The following is a 21230-nucleotide window of genomic DNA, read 5'->3' on the forward strand; positions in this document are numbered from 1 at the left end:
AACCGAAACAGGGCCCGGGAACCGCTCCCGGGCCCTGTTTCTTTGGCACGCCCACCATCGTGACCCGCGGCTATCGTCGTTCGATTGGCCCGGCCCCTGTTCCACATCGTGCTGCACGAGCCCGAGATCCCCAACAACACCGGGAACATCGGGCGGACATGCGTCGCGACGGGGTGCGCCCTCCACCTGATCCACCCGCTGGGGTTCTCCACTTCTGAAAAGGCATGCCGGCGAGCCGGGCTTGACTACTGGCCGCGTCTGAGCCCGAGCGAGCATGCGGGGTGGGAGGAGTTCTGCCGCGACCAGGCCCCCGCGAACCTCTGGCTGCTCACGACCAAGTCGGCCCGCCCGGCATGGGAGGTGCCCCTGCGGCCGGGCGACTACCTCGTCTTTGGCAAAGAGTCGAAGGGACTGCCCGACGAGTTGCTGGCGGCTCACCCCGACCGACTGATCACGCTGCCGATGGTCGCCGAGGAGCGGTCCCTCAACCTTGCGACCGCAGTCTGCGCGGTCGTGTACGAGGGTGTGCGGCAGCGTGTCGCTTCCGGCGACCTCTCGCTCGACGCGACCGGACGATTGCGGGACGCCTGACGGTGCTCGCGGTATGATCGGGCGCGGAGGACGATTGAGAGATATGAGACCCATCCCGCATGGACGTTGGTGGATGCCCAGAGTTCTCGTCGTGGCGGTTCTGCTCGGCGTGGGGTGCTCCAAGCCCCTGCTCTCGCCGGATGACACCCGCACCCCGTTCGACCACTACGACGCGGTGCGGAACGAGTACGCCAAGCAGTACAAGACGGACGCATTCGGCCGGCAATCGCCGAACCTCGAGGGCCGGCTCGCCCCCAGATAGCGGCGGGACCAAGCTCGGCTCCGGTCCCGATAACGGCCGGAGTTTCGGCGTATGCGACGTGCGCGGACGGAAGCGATTCGCTGATCGCGCCAGAGCGCGCTTTCTCGGAGATTTTGAGAAGACACGGCCCAAGTCGGCCCGATCCCAAGCATTGCAACGGATCACACGCGAGTTCCTGCCCCACCATGCCATCCGCGAAGCGAACATCCAGCCGCCCCGCGAAGCGCGACCCACGGTCCGCCGCGGAGCAGGCGGCGTCGCGCCGGCTCAAGCTGGTGTGGGTGAGCTTCATCGCGGCGATGACGCTGGTCGGCGGCGGGCTGCTGGCCCTGGACAACCGCCCGGCGCCGCGCCTTGACGGTCTCTCGCTCGCGCCCCTGCTGGCCTCGAGCGGGCTCAGCGGCGTCGCCACCATCACCCGCACACGCGCGACGCTGGACCAGGATCGCTGGCAGGCGATCGTCATCCACAGCAGCGGCTCGCCCATCGGCTCGCCTGCCACGATCGGGGCGGAGCACGAGCGAGCCGGATTTCGCGGCCTTGGGCACCATTTCATCATTGGCAACGGCCAGGGGATGGAGGACGGTGAGCTCCACGTCGGGTTCCGCTGGCTGGACCAGCTCCCGGGTGCCCACGCCGGCGGCAAGAACGGTGACTATTACAACCAGCACTCCATCAGCATCTGCCTGGTGGGCGACGGACGACGCCACTCGTTTACATCGACGCAGATCCGCCGGCTCGCCGAGGTGATCTCGACCCTGTGCCGCGACCTGGACATCCCGAAGGACCGGGTGTTCCTGTACAGCGACGTCGCCGAGGGGACCGACCCCGGCCCGCTGTTCCCTGCGACGGCCTTGGCCGAGCAACTCTCGCAGTTGCGGTAGGTCCGGTCACCCACATCCCCCACTCGTCTCGCTCAGCAGCCGCGGCGCCGTCGGATCGGTCCGGTGCCTGCATGCGCATTGAACTTTGACCGAATGAAGCGGATACTACGATCCGCTCTGGGGCGGCGGGCCTGCACCGGCGCAGGCCATGGAGGGGTGGTTCGGGAAAAACGGGCCGGGAATCCCCCTGCCCAGCGGCCCCGTATGGGTGTAGCCTTTGTGTACGGCCGACCGGAGTCGGCCGTCGGACTAGGGTTGGAATGTGTCAGCCGGGCCTGATTCCGGGCCGGGCTTTGGGAAACGTCCGACGTGCAACCAAAGAAGCCAGGTGACATGGTTGAGGGCTTCCGGGTGATGTCGGAGTTGGGGCGCGGCGCCGCCTCGCTCATCTACCTTGTCCTGGACCCGAAGACCAAGCAAGTCTGGGCGATCAAGCACGTCGCCAAGGAAACCCCCAAGGACCAGCGGTTCCTGGACCAGGCGGAGGCGGAGTACCAGATCGCCTCCCAGCTTGACCATCCCCGGATCCGAAAGATCGCCCGGATCATCAAGAAGAAGGACTCGATCGTTTCCCTCTCCGCCTCGGAGTTGTACCTGGTGATGGAGATGGTCGACGGGGCGAGCCTGGAGCGGAAGACACCCCGGACCTTCGAGGAAGCCGCGGAGATCTTCGAGCAGGTCGCCGAGGCGATGGCCCACATGCACACCCGCGGCTTTGTCCATGCGGACATGAAGCCGAACAACATCATCGTGGATGCCGAGGGGCACGCGAAGATCATCGACCTGGGCCAGTCGTGCAAGATCGGCACGGTCAAGGAACGGATACAGGGTACCCCCGACTACATCGCTCCCGAGCAGGTGCACCGACGTGCCCTCAATGACAGGACCGATGTGTACAACCTCGGGGCCACGATGTACTGGGTGCTGACGCGCAAGTTCGTGCCGACGGCCCTGGCCAAGGGCGACTCGCTCGTCGGCTCGCTGGATGACCACCTGATCGAGCGGCCCAAGCGAACGATCGAGCTCAACCCACGGGTGCCCGAGTTGTTCGACCGGCTGATCATGGAGTGCGTCGAGGTCGAGCAGTCCAAGCGGCCGGACATGCCCTCGGTGGCTCAGCGGCTCAACCTCATCCGCGGCAAACTTGTGGCCGAGGGGGAACTGCGCAAGAGCGGCGTGCTCCCCAAGATCGAGGATCCGGCGGTCCGATCTGACAGCGACGACCGCGAGGCGGCGGACAACGGACGCCCGGCGTCGACACGGCGCGATGCGGGCGATGGCGAGCCCAAACCGTCGCATCCCCGGGTGTGATCCCGCTCTTCACCCAGCTTGACCTGACCAGCGCCGACGAGGTGACCCGCGTGCTGCTCGCCGCGGCCGAGGCCAACCGGACCGCGGCATGTCGAACCGGCTCGATCGACGTCATTCACGGACCTGGCAGGCTGGTGGCAACAGGGGACCTGCACGACAACCCGCTGCACCTTGCCAGGCTTGTGTCCGCGGCGGGGCTCGGCGGAACGACCGAGCGCCCGCCGTCGCACCTCACGCTGCACGAGATCATCCACTCGGACCGGCTGGTGAACGGGATGGACTTCTCGTACCGGGCGCTGACTCGCGTCGCCGCGCTGAAGTCCGCGCACCCGGAACATGTCCACACGCTGCTGGCCAACCACGAACTGTCGCAGGTGCTCGGCTCGGGGATTGTCAAGGACGGCGTACGGGTGGTCGAGGCATTCAGCGAGGCGGTCGATCAGGCGTTCGGGGAGCAGGCGGGGGTTGTGCACCAGGCGATCCGCGCGTTCATTCGCTCGATGCCGCTGGCCCTGCGGTGCGAGACCGGCGACGGTGCAATCCTGTGCGCCCACAGCCTTCCGGGGCCGGAGGTCATGGATCGGTTTGACGCTGGGGTGCTGTCGCGAGACCTCGTTGACGCGGATTTCGTACCGCGTCGGGGTTCGGCCCACCTGATGATCTGGGGCCGCGGCCACAAGGCCGAGCAGCTTCGATCCCTTGGCGAGCAGTGGAATGTCGGGCTGTTCGTGCTTGGTCACGAGAAGGCTGACTCGGGCTGGGCGGCGATCGAGCCCAACGCGGTGGTTCTGAACTCGGATCACGAACAAGGCGTGTATCTAGAACTCGATCTGGCCGGCATTCCGGCGCTGGCATCTGTCGCCGGGTCTATCCACCCTCTATCCTCAACCACTATCTAGTTGTTCTTATTCTATACGGATATTTGGCGAGTGATTCTGGCCACGAAGTCCGAATGGATACCTAAAGTTCGCTCGTCGTGGATTTTTTCTGTATTTTGCGTCACGCTATCGCTGTGACTCAGGCCTATTGAGATGGCCGGCGGTCCAGACGTCGCCGTGGCGGGTTCAACCCGCCCTGATCGGTCGACCGCGTCGTCGACCTATCAGGCCGCTTTGAGTCCACGAGATTGGAGTATCTCTCGCGAGACCCCCGCCATGGCGCGGGGGCCTCGCGTTTTTGGGTGTTGAGGATCGTTCAGGCGTGATCTCTCCGCGGTGAGGGGGCTGTTTATGATCGTGCATGAGTCACAGCACCATCGCGAATGACCTCTTGAGCCTCTTGAGCACGTGCGATCCAGAGATCGGCTCGCTTCTCTCGAAGGAACGGGACCGGCAGGAACACACGCTCGAACTCATCGCCTCGGAGAATCACGTCTCCGCGGCCGTGATGCACACGATGGGGTCGTGGCTGACTAACAAGTACGCAGAGGGGTACCCCGGAGCCCGGTACTACGGCGGCTGCGAGTTCCACGACGAGATCGAGACGATCGCCCGGGACCGGGCCAAGCAGCTCTTCGGGTGCCGGTTCGCGAACGTGCAGCCGCACTCGGGGGCGCAGGCGAACATGGCCGCGTTCATGGCGACAATGCAGCCGGGGGACACCTTCGCGTCTCTGGTGCTCAAGGACGGCGGGCACCTTTCCCACGGGATGAAGATCAACTTCTCCGGCACATTCTTCAAGCCGGTGCACTACCCCCTCCACTACGACAAGGCCCACCCCGAGCATGAGCGGATCGACTACGACGCGCTCCGGAGTGTCTGCCTGGAGCACAGGCCCAGGGCGATCCTGTGCGGCTATTCGGCGTATCCGCGGGTGATCGACTTTGCACGGTTCCGGCAGGTGGCCGACGAAGTCGGGGCGTTGCTGGTCGCTGACATCGCGCACATCGCGGGGCTGGTCGCCGCGGGTGTGCACCCGAGCCCGTTCCCGCATGCACACGTGGTGACCACGACCACGCACAAGACGCTCCGCGGCCCCCGGGGCGGGCTCATCATGACCGACGACGAGGAGCTGGCCAAGAAGATCGACAAGGCGCTCTTTCCCGGAGTCCAGGGCGGGCCGCTGATGCATGTGATTGCGAGCAAGGCTGTCGCGTTCGGCGAGGCCCTGCGGCCGGAGTTCAGGGCGTATGCCAAGCAGGTGGTGGCGAACGCGAAGGCGCTCGCCTCAGCGCTGATCAGCCACGGCTACCGGATCACCAGTGGCGGAACCGACAACCACTTGATGCTGGTCGACCTGCGGGCGAGAAACGAGAACCTGACCGGCTCTGACGCGGAGAAGTGGCTCGAGACCGCCGGGATTGTGTGCAACAAGAACGGCATCCCGGATGACCCGCGGCCGCCGCGTGTGACGAGCGGGCTCAGGCTGGGCACGCCGGCGGTTACGACACGGGGCCTGAGGGAAGGGGATCTCAAGCAGGTCGCGAAGTGGATTGACCAAGTTTTGGGGTCCAACGGAGATGCTGCAACCTGTGCTCAAGTGCGGGGGGAGGTCCGGTCGATGTGCCAGAGGTTCGCGATGCCGGGTTCTGGGACTGTCGGCGGCCGGTAGGGCCGGGGCCTGTCTCCGAAGCGGCGCCGGCCTCGGAGACCTGGCAGATGCAGATCGAGCAAGCAGCGGCGGTGCCCATCCGGATGTCCCGACGCGGCGAGCCCCGGGTGCTGCTGGTCACGACCAGCAGCGGCCAATGGGGCGTGCCCAAGGGGCATGTCGAGGATGGGGAGGAGCACGACGAGTGCGCCCAGCGCGAGGCGATGGAGGAGGCGGGGGTGTTGGGGAGTATGGTGCTGCCGCACGTCGGGCAGTTCCGCTACGTGCGTGATGCCGAGGTGCACCGCGTCCGGGTCTACACGATGATGGTCGACGAGTTGCTCAGCGACTGGCCGGAGAAAGGGTTGCGGCGGCGGGCGTGGGTCACGTTGCGGGAGGCCCAGCGGCTGGTCGCGCGGCCGGGCCTGCGGCAGGTGCTCCGGCTGATGCACGGGGCAAGGCTGCCCGCGGCCGAGCTGCGCCGGGCGGTCTAGGTCCGGTTCGGCTCCGTCGCGGCCGGTGGTATGCTCTGCCAACGCGGGCCGGGCTTCCTGGCATCCGCGGCGAGCGAGTGCCACCATGCCAGCCAAGGCTGTGAAGTCGAGGTCGTTGTACAGCGTCCACCCCGGGGTCCGCATGGTCCAGGATTGGGTGGCGTCGCTGCGCGAGAAGACCGGCCGCTCGCTCGACGAGTGGATCGACCTCACGAAGAACAAGGGACCTCGCTCGGTCAAGGATCGGCGCGAGTGGCTCAAGGCTGAGCACGGGATGGGCACGAACGCGGCATGGTGGATCGCCGAACGGGCCGACGGCAAGGGCGTCGAGGAGGACACCGCCGAGGGCTATCTCGAGGCCGCGGAACGCCATGTCGAAGGGCAATACTCGGGAAAGCGGTCGGCGCTACGGCCGCTGTACGACCGGTTGCTGGCGATCGGGCTGAGTGCAGGGGCCGATGTGAAGGCGTGCCCGTGCAAGACGATGGTTCCGCTGTACCGCAACCACGTCTTCGCGCAGATCAAGGCGACCACGACCGCACGGATCGACCTCGGGCTGGCGCTGGGCAGCATGCCGGCATCAAAGATCCCAAAGCGGCTGATCGACACCGGGGGGAAGGCGAAGAAGGACCGGATCACGCACCGGATCGAGATCCAAGGGGCGAGTGATATCGATGACACTGTGATGAAGTGGCTCAAGGCGGCCTATGACCTCGACTCGATCGAGACGCCGTCGCGGTCGCCGAAGTTCAGATGATCCTTCGCCAGCGTCCGGCGACTCCGCCGGAAGACGGAGCCCGCATGCAATCGGACCGACGCCCCCAATTCGCCTGGTTGCTCGTGGTGGCCGTGTGCCTGGCCGGCTGCGGTCGCCCCACACTCGTCACCACGCCCTACGTGGTGCAGGCGGAGGGGCCGTCGCACTTCGATTCGACCCCGCCGGAAGATCGCACAGCGAGCATCCGGGTGCTGTACGTCACGGACCGCGCCGCGGAGGATGATGACGACGGCCGTCGTTACGGCTATGGACGCAGCCGCGGGCTTGAATGGGGCACGGCACAGGTTGACCTCGACCCGGCGCCGACGTGGGAACAACTCGTTGAGGACAGCACCACCGGAGATCGGAGTCGCTCGTACGAGCTGGACGTTGGCCTGATCACGCCGATGGGAGCAATCGGGGCGATTGGCAAGCGCCAGGCGTTCTCCGATGGCCGGGCCGAATACACGGCCGCCGCACTGGACGAGGTCCGCGCCGAGTTCGCCCCGCTTCAGACCGAGATCGACCGGCGCCTGGCGGCCACTTCGAGCAAGGACGTGTACGTCTTTGTCCACGGGTTCAACAACAGTTTCGACGACGCGGTGCTCAGGTGGGCGCAGGTCTGGCACTTCATGGGGCGGGTGGGGGTGCCGATCGTGTACTCATGGCCGGCCGGGTTCGGAGGCCCGTTCGGATACGCCTACGACCGCGAGTCCGGCGAGTTCACCGTGCTGCACCTGAAGATGCTGCTCACGGTCCTGGCCGAGGATCCGGCGATCGAGCGGATCCACGTGATCGCGCACAGCCGCGGAACGGACGTCGCGACCACAGCAATCCGGGAACTGGCGATCCGGACCCGCACGGCGACCGGGATCGCGGGGAGCGGCCTGAAGCTCGAGACGCTTGTGCTCGCCGCGCCGGACCTGGACCTGGAGGTGTTTACGGTCCGGTTCATCGAGGAGAACGCCTTCGCGGCGGTGAAGCGCCTCGTGATCTACTCCCGGAAGGACGATGGCGCCCTGGGGATCGCCCAGTGGCTGTTCAGCAGCGACCGGCGGCTCGGAGACACGAGGACCACGGACATCAAGCCCGAGGCGGCCCGGCGCCTGCAGGAGTACGGGGCGATCGAGTTCATCGACTGCGACGTCTCGGGATTCTCGAGTTCGCACGCCTACGCGTTCGAGCACCCCGCGGCGCTGTCCGACCTTATCCTGGTGCTGCGTGCGCAGTGTGCTGCGGGCGAAGCGACGGCGCGACCCCTGGAGCAACCGGCACCGGGCCTGTGGCGGCTGACCAATACCTACAGGTCGCAGGTTCAGGCGCCCAGCGAACCCACGGGACCCCGGCTCGACCCATAGCGGGCGTCGTTCATCAGGTCGAGGGAGAATCGGCGCCGCCGGACCCTTCCTTCTTGTTCCTCGGCATCTGCCGGAGCACCTTGTCGACCAGGCCGTAGTCCAGCATCTCCTGGTCGTCGAGCCACTTGTTCCGGTCGCAGTCGAGAGCGATGCGATCGATGGGCTGGCCCGTGGCCTCGGCGTAGATCTGGTACAGGCGGTCGCGAATGCGGAGCATCTCGCGCGCTTCGATCTCCAGATCGGTCGCCTGGCCCTCGAGCACGCCGCCGATGAGGGGCTGGTGCATGAGGTTGCGGGCGTTGGGCAGCGTGAACCGCTTGCCCTTGGTGCCGGCGCAGGCGAGGACGGAGCCCATGGAGGCGGCCTGGCCGATGATGTACGTCGCGACGTCGCACTGCACGAACTTCATCGTGTCCAGGATGCCCAGGCCGGCCGAGACCGAGCCGCCGGGGGAGTTGATGTAGAAATGGATGTCGCTCTTGGGATCCTCGTTGGCGAGGAACAGCAGCTGCGCGACGATGAGGTTCGCGGACTCGTCCATGACGGGACCGCCGAGGAAGATGATGCGGTCCTTGAGCAGGCGCGAGTAGATGTCGTACGCCCGCTCGCCGCGGCCGGACTGCTCGATGACGATGGGAACCAGGTAGGACATAGGGGCCTCGTGTCGTATTCGCCTGGGCAGGAGGCGTCAGGAACGGGTAACAGGCTCGGCGATGCCGGGGTGCCCGGCGGTCGCCCGGCGCCTGTCGGCGATGCCGGACGCCGTTTCGATCACTTCTTCGGATCCTCGATGACCTCGTCCACCAGGCCGTAGGCCTTCGCCTCGGCCGCGGTGAAGTACTTGTCGCGCTCTGAGTCTCGACGCACGATCTCCTCGGACTGACCGGTGTGGCGGGACAGGATCCGGATCAGTTCGTTCTTGGACTTGATGATCTGCTCGGCCTGGATCTTGATGTCCTCGGTCTGGCCGTAGACACCGCCGTAGGGCTGGTGGGTCATCACCTTGGCGTGGGGGAGGATGAACCTCCGGCCCTTCTCGCCCGCGGTGAGCAGCACGGCCCCGCCGGAATAGGCGCGACCGAGGCAGTAGGTCGAAACCGGAGAAGAGAGGAATCGCATTGTATCGTAGATGGCCAGCGTGTCGTCCACGGCGCCGCCCGGCGAGTTGATATAAAAGTTGATCTCCTGGCCCTTTTTTTGGTTCTCCAGGTAGAGCATCTGCATCATGACCCGGGCGGCCGAGGCCTGGTTGATCTCGCCGATCAGGAAGACGACCCGGTTTTCGAGCAAGAGCTCGTCGATCGTCATTTCCCGGGTGCGCTGGTAGGTCACGTTCGCTGCTGGCATGCATCCGCTCCGTCGTCCCCCGCTGCTGACTCGTCCCTGCTGACCCCAGGCGGGATCGCGCCGGGCCGCTCCCGGCGAGCCCTTCTGGGCCGCCGAATCCGGCCCAGGGAGGGATTGGGCCACTATAGCCCGGGGTAAATCGGCAAAGGGCCCTTACGAATGGAGCCAAGGATCTGATTGTCAGCGCGCCCGACGCCCTGTAGCATTGCCCCTCTGCGAACGCCGCCACCGGAGCGCAAGTTTGGCCACCGCCGTTATCAGCGACATTCACGCCAACCTCGAGGCGTTGCAGACCGTGCTCGCCGAGATCGATTCCCGGCGCGCGGCGGGCGTCCCGATCACCCGGATCATCTCGCTGGGCGACATCGTCGGGTACGGCCCGGACCCCCTCCAATGCGTGGACCTGGTCCGCGAACGGTGCGAGTGGTCGCTCATGGGCAACCACGACTTCGGCGTGCTGTACGAGCCGACGAACTTCAACCCGGGGGCCGAGGCCGCGGCGTATTGGACCCGCGAACAGTTCGATGCGGAGACCGACGAGTCCCGGCGCAAGGCCCGATACGACTTCCTTGATCGCCTCCGCGTGCGCGTGGTCGATACCACTTGGGCCAAGGACCCCGGGCTGACGCTGCTGGCGGTCCACGGCTCGCCCCGGCGGCCCATCAACGAATACATCTTCCCGGATGACGTGGTCACCGCGCCCGACAAGGTGACGACGATCTTCGAGCGTGTCCCCCGCCTGTGCATCGTGGGCCACACCCATTTTCCGGGCGTCTTTACGGATGAGCCGGACTTCTATCCTCCCAATGAACTGACCGACGGCATCTACCGGTTCACCGAGGGGGAGAAGGCGATCATCAACGTGGGAAGCGTCGGTCAGCCCCGGGACCAGGACCCCCGCGCAAGCTTCGTGATCCTCTACCCGCCCGGAGAAGGGGCCGCGGACACGAACAACGGCTCCAGCGCCGGGTACGCCGAGTTTGTGCGGGTCGAGTACAACATCGATTCCACCGCGAACAAGATCAAGGCCATCCCGCAGCTCAACGACTGGCTCGGCGATCGGCTGTACGAGGGCCGCTGACGGCCCGCGGCGGAACGCCGGGGCTGCTCTTCCAAACTGGGTATGCTTCGGACCCGGCTGGTGTTCCGGGCCGGCCTGTCGCCCGCCCGCAACGCCGCCGAAGCCCAGGAAGTCGATCCAGACATGGCCCTTGCCAAGAACCCCGTCCTGCGACTGCTGGTACCGGTGCTCATCGTCGCCGGTCTCGGCGGTGCCGTGTTCTTTTCACTCAGCCGCGGCTCGCCGGGAACAGGCGCGGCGGCAAAGCAGCCGGCGGCCGCCACCAGGGGGGGCCCAGTCGGTCCGGCCGAGGCGACTCCGACAGCTCCCGCGGCAGAGTCCCCGTCGGCCCAGGCCACGCCCGAGTCGGGAGACGGCGCGGCACGCCTCGAATCGACCCATGAACCCGTGACCGAGTCCGGCACCGCGGAGCAGCCCTCGCTTGCGCCACCGCCGAATGCGACTCCCCCACCACCTCCCGGGGTCGCGTTCGCCGCGGAGGTCTTCCGGGACGATCCAGCCGCCGCGGCGTTTGATCCCATTGGCAGCCTCGATACGTCCGAGAGCAACCACTACAAGATGGAGATCCGGTTCGCGAACGCGGGCGCTTCGATCGAATCAATCCGCCTGACCGATTCCTACGAGACGATCGCCAAGAAAGAGCATGACCTGATCCAGCAGCAGGTCACCGTGGTAGTCAAGAACGGCAGTACCTTCTCGCTGGCCCCGATGGCCGCGCTCAGCCTGCAGATCAACGGCTCGTACGTGAGCCTGTTCGGCAAGGATCCGATCTGGCGTCAGACCGCGCCCGGCCGGTTCGAGGCGTTCATCATCGGTGGCGACGGCAAGCGGGCGGCTCGCCTGACCCGCGCGTACGTGCTGGAGCCCGGCACGTACGGCCTTCGGCTCGACCAGCGCGTGGAGAACCTGACCGGCGAGCCGATGTCGATCCGGTTGTTTCAGTATGGGCCGATGGACCTGCCGCGGGGCACGATCCGTTACGGCGGGGACGTGCGGCGGGTGCGGCTGGGGTACACCGACACCGCGCAGCGGTCGGTGCAGACCGAGGCGTTCCTGACCCCGCACGCCGACGTGGTCGGAAAGGCACTCGACACCGACCGGCTGAACTTTGAGGACAAGGTGATCTGGCCGAACGAGCGGTCGGACCGCAGTTCGTGGTCGCTGGTGTGGTTCGCGACAACGAACCGGTACTTCGCGACGGCGATGTACCCGCTCGTGCCCCAGCCCGTCGCGGGCGGGCCGCCTTCGGACCGCGTCTTCCGCCTGATCGAGAAGCTCGATCGATACGTCGTGTACCAGGGCGACGACCCGCAGGGACGCCCGATCGACTCGGTGGTGCTGCGGATCACAACGCCGGAGATGAACCTCGCCGCCGGCCAATCGGCCGACCTCTCCGCGGGGATCTACGCCGGCCCGCTCTCCCGCCGGCTGATCGACAACCCGGCGACACCGGACGGGGCCCTGCGGGCACGACTGCAGATGGGCGATCTGGTCATCTACACATTTGGCGGCCCGTGCGCCATGTGCACGTTCCAGTGGCTGACGTACGTCCTCCGAGGATTCCTGGGGTTCCTGCACGACCGAGTGCTCTTCGACTGGTCGCTGGCGATCATCGTTCTGGTCGTTTGCGTCCGGACGATCCTGCACCCGGTCACGAAGTGGTCGCAGTCCAACATCCAGCGGTTCAGCAAGAAGATGCAGTCGCTGGCCCCCAAGCAGCGTGCGATCCAGGAGAAGTACAAGAACGACCCGAAGAAGCGGAACGAGGAGCTCTCACGCCTGATGCGGGAAGAGGGCATCAACCCCGCGGGGATGCTCGGGTGCCTGCCGATGTTCCTGCAGACGCCGGTGTGGATCGCGCTGTTCGCCATGCTGTACTTCACCTATGAGCTGCGGCACCAGCCGGCGTTCTTCGGCGTGTTCCAGGCCATCACGGGCGGTCGATGGGGGTTCCTCGCCGACCTCTCGGAGCCGGACCACTTCATCTCGCTGGGCATTTCGTACAACCCGCCGCTGATCGGCAGCCTTATGGGCCCGATCGAATCGATCAACCTGCTGCCGCTGGTGCTGGGCCTGGTCTTCTACTTCCACCAGAAGTACATGAGCCCGCCGACCTCGGGGACCCTCACCCCCGAGCAGGAGCAGCAGCAGAAGATCATGAAGGTCATGAGCGTCGTCATGTTCCCGCTGTTCATGTACAACATGCCCAGCGGCCTGACGCTGTACACGATGACCAACTCCATCCTGGGCATCTTTGAGAGCCGGCACATCCGCGCCCAGGTTGAGAAGGAAGACGCCGCTCGGGCCGAGCGGATGAAACAACTCGGCGGTCGGCCCGATCCCAAGCCCAAGGGCGGATTCCTGGCACGCATGCAGGAACGCATCGAGATGGCACAGAAGAGGGCCGAGCAGCTCAAGGCCCAGAGGGACCGGCAGCAGAGGAAGTAGGCTGCGCGGCGTCATCCGCGGGCCCTAGCCTTGCCGGTGCCCGGGCTCGACACGATCATCGCGGCGGCCTCGGGACCCGGGCGGTCCGAGCGTGCCATCGTGCGCATATCGGGCCCGGCTACGCGGGCCCTGCTCACCGAGGCGTTCGCTCCGCCTGTCGTCATGGCTCGTCGCGGCGTGGTCCGCGCACGGCTGCGGTTGACCGAGTCCCTGGTCCTCCCCGTGATCGTGCTGGTCATGCCGGGGCCCTCGTCGTACACCGGCGAGGATGCCGCAGAGATCGTCACCGCGGGGAACCCGTCGCTGATCGAGCGGGTGCTTCATCGCCTGGAGGCGTTCGATTCCGTCCGTCCGGCGACTCCCGGTGAGTTCTCGGCACGGGCGTACCTCGGAGGCCGCCTCAGCATCGAGCAGGCCGAGGGGGTCGCGGCGACGATCGCAGCCCGGACCGACGCCCAACTGGATGCCGCAGAGCGGCTGCTCACGGGTGAGCGCGGCCGCGAGTACCGAGCCTGGGCCGACGAGACGGCGACGCTGCTGGCGCTCGTCGAGGCCGGTATCGACTTCGCCGATCAGGAAGACGTTGTCGCCATCAGCGCCCGCGACCTGCGGTCCCGGTGCGGGACGCTCGCCGACCGGATCGACTCGCTGCTGGGCGCCTCCGCCGGGCGCGAGGCCGAGACCGAGGTCACCCGGGTGGTCCTCGTCGGCCGGCCCAATGCCGGCAAGTCGACACTGTTCAACGCGCTGCTCGGGCGGCGGCGGGCGGTGGTCTCCGCGGAACCGGGTACGACACGGGACGTGCTCGAGGAGCCGCTGGATCTGAGCCAGGAGGTCCCCGGCGGCCCGACGGTCACTCTGGTCGATCTGGCCGGATTGGACTCGGCCACGTCTACCGGTACGGACGCCGCGGCCCAGCGGGCCGCCCACATGGCGATCCGTGCCGCCCACGTCATCATTCACTGCGATCCGGCAGGGCGGTTCCCCCCGATCGAACAGGCCGGGCCAGAAGCAGCCGTTCTGCGGATCCGCACCAAGGCCGATCTTCCGGGAACTGCCCGCCCGGCGGGCGACCTGGTGGTGTGCGCCCTTGATGGTTGGAATCTCGCGCCCCTGCGCCGGGCGATTGCGGACGCCGCGTGGGGCAGGGAGGCGGATCATCTGGCCGAATGGGTGCCGTCGCGCCACCGCCGGGCTCTGCGGCAGACCGCCGCGGGTCTCCGCGATGCGGCGGCCGCGGCGGAGGGGACGGGCAATGGCAGTCAGATGGCCTCACCCGAACTGGCCGCCGTGGCGCTGAGGGAATCGCTCGATGCCATCGGTGAGGTCACTGGCCACATCGCACCGGACGATGTAATCGGACGGATCTTTGCGACGTTCTGCATCGGCAAGTAGCCGGGTCAGGCCCCGTGCGAACCGCGGAGCTTTCGGGTCGCCGCCTGCAGGAAGGGGACCAGGTACCGCTCGATGAAGGCGTCGAGCGCAGCAACCGTGGCGTCGTGGTTGACACCCCAGACCGCCGCCGTCAGTTCCTCGAACGCCGCATCCATCTGGATCATCAGCACATCGTCGATCACCAGGACGCTCGGCAGCTTGTCGCCGAGGTAGGCGCTCAGGGCGTTGACCCCGGGGCCGCCGAGCGAGACCGCGGGCCAGATGCGCAGGTGCGCATCATTCATGTACCACACATCGGTACAGACCACGACCTCGATCGACGGAGACTCCTCCGCCCCTGCGTCCGAGTCGCCCCCGACGTTCCCGGCCCGCCACGACTCGGTGTCGCCCGAGTCGAAGTGCTCGGAGAGCCATTCGATCATCCGGTCTCGAAGGCGGTAGGCCAACGGCCGATCGCCGACTTCGGCCCGGATATGGGCCCCCACCACAATCAGGATCATCGGGTCCCCGGCGTCCGCCTCGTCCCCGTGGCCCTCGTCGTTCGGTCCGGGCTCCTCGGCGCCGGGATCGTCCGAGTGAAAGCCGCCGAAATCGGCGAAATCCTTCTCAGCCATTGGCGTGCGCTCCGTCGGAGGGTGCGAGCAGTTCGGCCAGGAGGCCCATCTGCGCGTCGACACGATTGTGGGCCTGGCGGAACACGCGAGACCGCGGTCCGTCCATGACCGAATCGGTGATCTCTTCGCCGCGGTGGGCCGGCAGGCAGTGCAGAACAACGGTGTGACCCGGCGCACCGGCCAAGAGGGCGTCCGACACCTGGTACCCCTCGAAGGCCCTGAGCCGGGATGCCCGTTCCGACTCCTGACCCATCGAGACAAAGGTGTCGCAGTAGATAGCGTCCGCGCGGCGGACGGCATCAGGCGGCGTCCCGATGGATGACAGGCGGGCGCCGGGGATCCGGGCCCGCACATCGTCGATCCACGCCGGGGGCAGGTCAAATCCCGGCGGTGCGCACATCACAAACTCCATCCCCAGACGGGCGCACAGCACCGCGAGCGAGCGGGCCACGTTGTTGCCGTCGCCCACAAACGCGACGACCCTCCCGGCCAGTCCAAGCGGGTCGCCGGGAGAAAACTCGTCCATGAGCGTGAGGACGTCGGCGAGCGCCTGGGCCGGATGCTCGATCTCGGACAGGCCGTTGATCACGGGCACCACCGAGACCCTCGCGAGCCGCACCAGTGTCTCGTGCGACACCACCCTCGCCATGACCGCGTCGACCATGCCCGAGAGCACCCTGGAGATGTCCTCGGCGGACTCTCGCTGACCCACGCCAACCTCGTTCTGTCCCAGGGACAGTGCCTCGCCGCCGAGCCGCCGCATCGCCTGCTCAAATGAGACGCGGGTGCGGAGGCTCGGCTTCTGGAACAGGCAGGCAAGGGTCTTCCCCGCCAGCAGCCCCTGCGCGTTAGTCCGGATGCGGAGCTGGACCGACCTGAGCAGCATCGCCGTCAGCGCCGGGGTGGGCGTGTCCAGGATGGAGAGAAAGTGCTTCACGAGAGTGCGTCCGGAAAAACGGGGACTTTAGCGCCCCCGCCGACTCCGCCCAACCGGCCCTGGCCGGTGATTTCGGGGCGGGATGGCCCTGGCCGGTAACCAGACCCAGAACCGCGCTGCGGGCGGGCCAACCGGCCCGTGCGACCTGTGCACGCCGCGCACGCGTCAGGGGCAGTGGCTCGAGCAGTGCATCCCCATGATCGGGGGTTAGGGCCCGCGGCGAACCCGTCGATGACAGGCCGGTCAAGGGAGCGGAAATGGAGTCCGCCTCCCCAGGCATCCGAGGCCATATGTATGAACCTTCCGATCGGTGAACTGCTCGTCAAGATGGGCCACATTACCGACAAGCAGCGCCGCTTCATCCTTGAGAAGCAGAAGGCCTCCGGCCGCCCCTTTGGCGACATCGCTGAGGAGTCGTTCGGGATCTCGGCCCGCGCGGTCGAGGCGGCTTGGGCCGAGCAGTATTCCGAGCTGACTCGCCACGTCGATCCGACGCTTGAGCAGGTCGACTCGGACGTGCTCCCGCTGATTACGCGCCGGCAGGCCTGGCAGTTCCGGGTGCTCCCGCTCCGGTACGAGGGCGGCTCGCTGCTGGTCTGCACCACGAGGGACCATCTCGTGCGGGCCCTGAACTTCGCCACGGCGCACATCGACAGCAATGTCTTCTTCGTCCTGTCGGAGCCGGAAGCCCTCGGGGAGGGACTGCTGCGCTACTACCCGATGGACGGAATGACCCCGCAAATGGTCCGAGGCCAGATCGGGCGGTCTGACGCGACCCGTTAGGGACGACGTTCATCCGCGCATCGCATCCCTACACTTGGCCCCGATGGCCAAGAAGACCGCCGCAACCCCGTCCAAACGCAACACGACCGATGCCCCGGTGGCGTCGGTCGCGTTTGTGTCGCTGGGCTGCCCCAAGAACCTCGTCGACTCCGAGAAGATGCTCGGGCTGCTCGCGGAGGATGGTCTCGCAGTGGTCTCCTATGGACAGGGTGCCAACGCAGAGGAGCCGGCTGTCGACGGCCACGCCGACGAATCGCCAACAGCTGCCGCGGATCGCCCAAGGGCCGATGCGGTAGTAATCAATACCTGCGGGTTCCTGGAGGCTTCGAAGGAGGAGTCCCTTTCTGTCATCCGCGAGGCCATCCGCGACAAGGAAGCCGGGCGGGTCAAGCGCGTGGTGGTCGCCGGCTGCCTCGTGCAGCGGCACCGGGCCAAGATGCTCGACTGGGCGCCCGGGATCGACGCCATGATCGGCGTCTTTGACCGGGACCATATTGTCGAGGCCGTCCGGGGCGCGAAGGCCGACCGGACCTCGCTCGGGGAGGCCTCCGACAAGCCGCGATACTGGATCGCCGGCAACGCGCTGCAGGCCGCCAAGGCCCGGGGCATGCCGACCACCGGTCTGACGGTCCACGGCAAGGACGGCAAGGGCATCGGCTATTTCGAGGACGACGCCGCGCGGCTGAGGCTCACGCCCCGGCACTACGCCTACCTCCGCATCTCGGAAGGGTGCAACCAGAACTGTGCGTTCTGCACCATCCCATCGATCCGCGGCAAGATGCGGTCCAAGCCGATCGATCGGATCAAGGCCGAAGCGAAGGAGCTGCTCGCCGACGGGGCGTTTGAACTCCACCTCATCGGGCAGGACACCACCTCCTACGGCGACGATCTCGGGGCCGGCATGGCCGCGGGCGGGGGCCTCCCGGCGATGCTCAGAGCGGTTGATGAGGCGTACGACGAGGCCGGCGCACCGCGCGGGCGGTCCGGCGGGTGGATCCGCCTGATGTACGCCTACCCATCGAACTTCTCGGATGACATGATCGATGCGTTCGCGCGCCTGGCCGACCAGGGCCGCGTGCTGCCGTACATCGACATCCCGTTGCAGCACGCGTCGGACCGCGTGCTCACCGCGATGCGCCGGCACGTCAGCGCCGCGCAGCAGCGCGACCTGATGCTCAAGTTGCGGGACCGAATCCCCGGCATGGCCATCAGGACGACCTTTATCACCGGCTTCCCCGGCGAGACCGAGGCGGACCACACGGCCCTGATGGAGTTTGTCGAGGAGATCGGCTTCGACGCGATGGGCGTGTTCGAGTACAGCCACGAGGAAGGAACGGTCGCGGGAACGATGGAGAACGACCCGAACCTGGCCGTGCCCGCCGAGATCAAGGCCCGGCGCAAGGCCGAACTGATGGAACTGCAGCAGAGGATCGCCTTCGCCCAGGCCGAGTACCTCGCGGAGCAGTTCGATGAAAAAAAACCGACCCAGTCCGGCGTGCAGTTCGATGTGCTGATCGACTCGGCGACGCCGACCCGGGGCCTGGCGACCAGCGGGGTGACCGGTGGCAAGAGCGGCCGGCTGCACCAGGGCCGCGCGTACTTCCAAGCCCCCCTCATCGACGCTCTGACCTACGTGCATGCCAAGCGAGACCTCTCCCCCGGGGAACTGGTCCGCTGCACAATCGTCGCCGCTGACGGCTATGACCTGATCGCGCGACCGGTTGAGGAGCTCGAGCACCGGGTCGGCCTCAAGGTCATCAGGTAGGCCAATCGAGTTTCTCGTCCGACGCAGCTCATCCCAAACAAAATACGATTCGAACTTGCGAATGCGCGGTCGATCCACCTCAGTCGTTGCGACCCGCCGCCATTGCTCCGCGGCGGCGTCCCCGGCCGATATTGGCACGGATGCTGCGCCCCGGCCATGCCGTCATGCTGTGTGTGCTGTCGCTGTTGACCATCGGCGTCGTCATGGTCAACAGCGCCGGTCTGAGCATTGACCCGAAAGAAGCCGTTACGGCCGAATCGATCATCTTCTCCCGGTCGACCGCGTACATGGCCCTCGCCGTGCTGGCCATGTTCGGCACCGCCCTGCTGCCGCTGCGGACGCTTGCCGGCCCGCTGAGCGAGCCGATCCGGCGCGAGCCCGTGTCGCTGCTCGATGCCGCCAGGAGCCTCAAACCGCTGTGGCTGGGTGTCGCGGGCCTGCTGGCGCTGCTGGCACTGACCTACCTCCCGGTGATCGGCAAGGAGGTCAACGGCTCGCATCGCTGGATCGGAATCCCGACGGCCAAGAGCGGCCTCTCGATCCAGCCCAGCGAGTTCGCCAAGTGGGGCCTGATCGTGCTCATGGCGTGGTACGGCGTCACGCGGGCCCGGCTCATGGGCCGCTTCTGGATGGGTCTGTTCCCCGCCTTGTGCGCCGTGGGCATCGTCTCGGTGGTCGTGATCAAGGAAGACCTCGGCACGGGGGTGCTGCTGGGCTTCGTCGCGTGCCTGGTGCTGGTCGCGGCGGGCGCCCGGATCTGGCACTTTGCCATGCTCGCCCCGATCGGCCTGGTGGGGATCGCCGCGGCGGTGGTCGTCAGCCCGTACCGCGTCAAGCGGCTGACCGCCTTCTGGGACCCCTACGCGGACCCCGAGGGCACCGGCTACCACATGATCCAATCGATGATCTCTGTCGCGAATGGCAGGGTCTTCGGGCGCGGCCTGGGGTTTGGATTGCAGAAGTTCGGGTATCTCCCCGAAGACAAGACCGACTTTCTCTTCGCCGTCATCTGCGAGGAACTGGGCCTCTTCGGCGCGGCGATGGTCGTCGCCCTGTACGTCGGGCTGCTGATCGCGGGGCTCACGATCGTGCGCCGGGAGAGCAACCCGTTCCTCAAGCTTGTCGCTCTAGGGATCACGGCGACGGTGGGTTTGCAGGCCGTGATCAACGTCGCGGTGGTGACGGGCCTCGGGCCGACCAAGGGGATCGCCCTGCCGATGCTCTCCTCGGGCGGGACCGGGTGGATCCTCACCGCGGCCTCCCTCGGCCTGCTGGTCGCTATCGATCGCACGCAGAGCGACTCCCTCGCGCCCAGCGGCGCTGACGGTGCCCCGGTCGCCGGCCTTGGCTCCCCAATGCCGCTCGCGGCGGCCGTGGTCGTGACGCCCCTGGGCCGCGACTACTTCCGGAACGCGGCGGGTGGCGCGGGCACCAGCGGCGCGGAAACGGCGTAGGGCCAGCCGTGTCCGAACTCACCCTGATCTTCGCGGGCGGTGGCACCGGCGGGCATCTCTTCCCGGGGCTGGCGATCGCCGAGGCAGCGCGCACCTTCGCCGGACACGACAAGACAAACCTCCGGTGCCTCTTCCTGTGCTCGAATCGCCCGTTGGACTCGACAATCCTGTCGGCGGAAGGGGCCGAGTTCGTGGTGATGCCGGCCCGTCCACTCTCGTTGCGACCAATGGGGTTGGTGCGGTTCGCCCGTGCGTGGGGCCCATCGGTTCGCCTCGGAAGGCAGACGATCCGGCGGGAGCGCGATGCCGGCCGCGTCGTGCGGGTCGTAGCCATGGGAGGGTTTGTCGCCGCTCCGATCGCCCAGGCAGCGCGGGCCGAGCAGACGCCCGTGACGCTGGTCAACCTTGATGCAGTGCCCGGCAAGGCCAACCGCTGGATCGGTCGGCGTGCCGATGCAGGCGTGTTCAGCGCCCTGCCGGTGCAGCACGAAGCGGCTCGCCGGTGGACCGTCGTTCCCCCGATCGTACGGAGCGCCGCGGTCGCCAAGGGGGAGCAGTCAGAGTGCCGGGCACGCCTTGGAATCGATCCTTCCCTGCGGACGTTGATGGTGACCGGCGGCAGCCAGGGGGCGAGGACGATCAACGACCTGCTCGCCGGGTTCGCTCGCGACCACGCGAAGGACCTTGCCGGCTGGCAAGTGATCCACCAGTGTGGCAAGGATGGCGCAGCGACGGTTCGCGAGGCATACGCGGCCGCGGGAGTGCCGGCCATCGTCCATGAATTCGTCTCGGGAATGGCCGACTGGTGGGGCGCGGCCGATCTGGCGGTCTCTCGGTCTGGCGCCGGATCCGTCGCCGAAGCGTGGGCCAACGCCGTCCCAACGCTGTTCATGCCGTACCCGTACCACCGTGACGAGCACCAACGCTTCAACGCCATGCCGCTGGTGGACGCTGGCGGCGCGGTGCTCGCCGTCGACCGGATCGAACTGGCCGTAAACGCGGCCGAAGTCGGTCCCCAACTGGCGGGGCTCATAAACGATCCGAGCCGCCTGGACTCGATGCGGGCGGCGCTTCGCTCGCTCGGGCCCGCTGATGGGGCCGAACGCATCGCGAGGGCGCTGCTGGAGCCGGCGGCATCAACCACGACCCGATAACCCGGCCCCAACAGGGGCAAACTCGCACCGCCAGACGCCCAATCGATGGGGCGCGTGCGCCGGCGT

The 21230-nt window shown here is 67.1% G+C and carries 20 protein-coding genes; 16 read left to right on the forward strand and 4 right to left on the reverse strand.

All coding sequences use genetic code 11. The features are described 5' to 3' along the window. Positions 1-84 precede the first annotated feature (84 nt). From KF745_06750 to KF745_06790, 9 genes are all read left to right on the forward strand, one after another. A complete protein-coding gene (locus KF745_06750; GenBank protein ID MBX3358109.1) occupies positions 85-591 on the forward strand; it encodes a tRNA (cytidine(34)-2'-O)-methyltransferase in 507 nt (168 codons plus the stop codon). A 73-nt stretch (positions 592-664) separates the two neighbouring features. Further along, positions 665-853, forward strand: a complete 189-nt coding sequence (locus tag KF745_06755; protein ID MBX3358110.1) for a hypothetical protein — start codon at positions 665-667, stop codon at positions 851-853. A 185-nt stretch (positions 854-1038) separates the two neighbouring features. Then, a complete protein-coding gene (locus KF745_06760) occupies positions 1039-1737 on the forward strand; it encodes an N-acetylmuramoyl-L-alanine amidase (GenBank protein MBX3358111.1) in 699 nt (232 codons plus the stop codon). A gap of 333 nt (positions 1738-2070) precedes the next feature. Further along, the gene (locus KF745_06765) at positions 2071-3048 is read left to right on the forward strand and encodes a serine/threonine protein kinase (GenBank protein MBX3358112.1); all 978 of its coding nucleotides are present in this window, start codon (positions 2071-2073) and stop codon (positions 3046-3048) included. Next, positions 3045-3947 carry a hypothetical protein gene (locus KF745_06770; protein MBX3358113.1) on the forward strand — a complete coding sequence of 301 codons (903 nt, stop codon included), beginning with the start codon at positions 3045-3047 and terminating at the stop codon, positions 3945-3947. The genes KF745_06765 and KF745_06770 overlap by 4 nt, the downstream gene beginning before the upstream one ends. A gap of 340 nt (positions 3948-4287) precedes the next feature. Continuing rightward, positions 4288-5598, forward strand: coding sequence for a serine hydroxymethyltransferase (locus tag KF745_06775; protein ID MBX3358114.1), 1311 nt, complete (start codon positions 4288-4290; stop codon positions 5596-5598). Between the two features lie 47 nt (positions 5599-5645). Next, positions 5646-6071 carry an NUDIX hydrolase gene (locus tag KF745_06780; GenBank protein ID MBX3358115.1) on the forward strand — a complete coding sequence of 142 codons (426 nt, stop codon included), beginning with the start codon at positions 5646-5648 and terminating at the stop codon, positions 6069-6071. An 85-nt stretch (positions 6072-6156) separates the two neighbouring features. Continuing rightward, positions 6157-6828 (forward strand): DUF4287 domain-containing protein, encoded by a 672-nt coding sequence (locus KF745_06785; GenBank protein ID MBX3358116.1) that lies wholly within the window; start codon positions 6157-6159, stop codon positions 6826-6828. 44 nt (positions 6829-6872) lie between these two features. Further along, positions 6873-8186: an alpha/beta hydrolase gene (locus KF745_06790; protein ID MBX3358117.1), complete on the forward strand. Its 1314-nt coding sequence runs from the start codon at positions 6873-6875 to the stop codon at positions 8184-8186. Between the two features lie 13 nt (positions 8187-8199). Here the strand turns inward: KF745_06790 and KF745_06795 are convergent, their stop codons facing one another. Further along, positions 8200-8829 carry an ATP-dependent Clp protease proteolytic subunit gene (locus KF745_06795; GenBank protein ID MBX3358118.1) on the reverse strand — a complete coding sequence of 210 codons (630 nt, stop codon included), beginning with the start codon at positions 8827-8829 and terminating at the stop codon, positions 8200-8202. Positions 8830-8957: 128 nt separating this feature from the next. Beyond that, entirely contained in the window at positions 8958-9533 is a 576-nt protein-coding gene (locus KF745_06800) for an ATP-dependent Clp protease proteolytic subunit (GenBank protein MBX3358119.1), read from the reverse strand. A gap of 241 nt (positions 9534-9774) precedes the next feature. Between KF745_06800 and KF745_06805 the strand changes: the two genes are divergently transcribed. From KF745_06805 to KF745_06815, 3 genes are read left to right on the forward strand one after another with little or no spacing between them, the layout of a single operon-like run. Then, entirely contained in the window at positions 9775-10614 is an 840-nt protein-coding gene (locus KF745_06805; GenBank protein ID MBX3358120.1) for a metallophosphoesterase family protein, read from the forward strand. Between the two features lie 42 nt (positions 10615-10656). Then, positions 10657-13062, forward strand: a complete 2406-nt coding sequence (locus tag KF745_06810; protein MBX3358121.1) for a YidC/Oxa1 family insertase periplasmic-domain containing protein — start codon at positions 10657-10659, stop codon at positions 13060-13062. Positions 13063-13098: 36 nt separating this feature from the next. Further along, complete coding sequence (locus KF745_06815) at positions 13099-14457, forward strand: 50S ribosome-binding GTPase (GenBank protein MBX3358122.1); 1359 nt, start codon at positions 13099-13101, stop codon at positions 14455-14457. Between the two features lie 5 nt (positions 14458-14462). Here the strand turns inward: KF745_06815 and KF745_06820 are convergent, their stop codons facing one another. Together KF745_06820 and argF are read right to left on the reverse strand one after the other, a co-directional pair. Then, entirely contained in the window at positions 14463-15071 is a 609-nt protein-coding gene (locus KF745_06820; protein MBX3358123.1) for a hypothetical protein, read from the reverse strand. After that, positions 15064-16008, reverse strand: a complete 945-nt coding sequence (gene argF / locus KF745_06825) for an ornithine carbamoyltransferase (protein MBX3358124.1) — start codon at positions 16006-16008, stop codon at positions 15064-15066. Before argF ends, KF745_06820 begins: the two co-directional genes overlap by 8 nt. A gap of 294 nt (positions 16009-16302) precedes the next feature. Here argF and KF745_06830 point away from each other — a divergent pair, with 294 nt between their 5' ends. The 4 genes from KF745_06830 (at position 16303) to KF745_06845 (ending at position 21164) form a co-directional block, all read left to right on the forward strand. Next, positions 16303-16791: a hypothetical protein gene (locus tag KF745_06830; GenBank protein MBX3358125.1), complete on the forward strand. Its 489-nt coding sequence runs from the start codon at positions 16303-16305 to the stop codon at positions 16789-16791. 43 nt (positions 16792-16834) lie between these two features. Beyond that, on the forward strand, positions 16835-18556 hold the full coding sequence (gene rimO / locus KF745_06835) for a 30S ribosomal protein S12 methylthiotransferase RimO (GenBank protein MBX3358126.1): 1722 nt from the start codon (positions 16835-16837) through the stop codon (positions 18554-18556). 140 nt (positions 18557-18696) lie between these two features. Next, complete coding sequence (locus KF745_06840; protein ID MBX3358127.1) at positions 18697-20010, forward strand: cell division protein FtsW; 1314 nt, start codon at positions 18697-18699, stop codon at positions 20008-20010. Between the two features lie 8 nt (positions 20011-20018). Next, positions 20019-21164 (forward strand): glycosyltransferase, encoded by a 1146-nt coding sequence (locus KF745_06845; protein MBX3358128.1) that lies wholly within the window; start codon positions 20019-20021, stop codon positions 21162-21164. The last annotated feature ends 66 nt before the right edge of the window (positions 21165-21230 follow it).

The sequence above is a fragment of the Phycisphaeraceae bacterium genome (genome assembly GCA_019636655.1).
GTDB lineage: Bacteria > Planctomycetota > Phycisphaerae > Phycisphaerales > UBA1924 > JAHBXB01.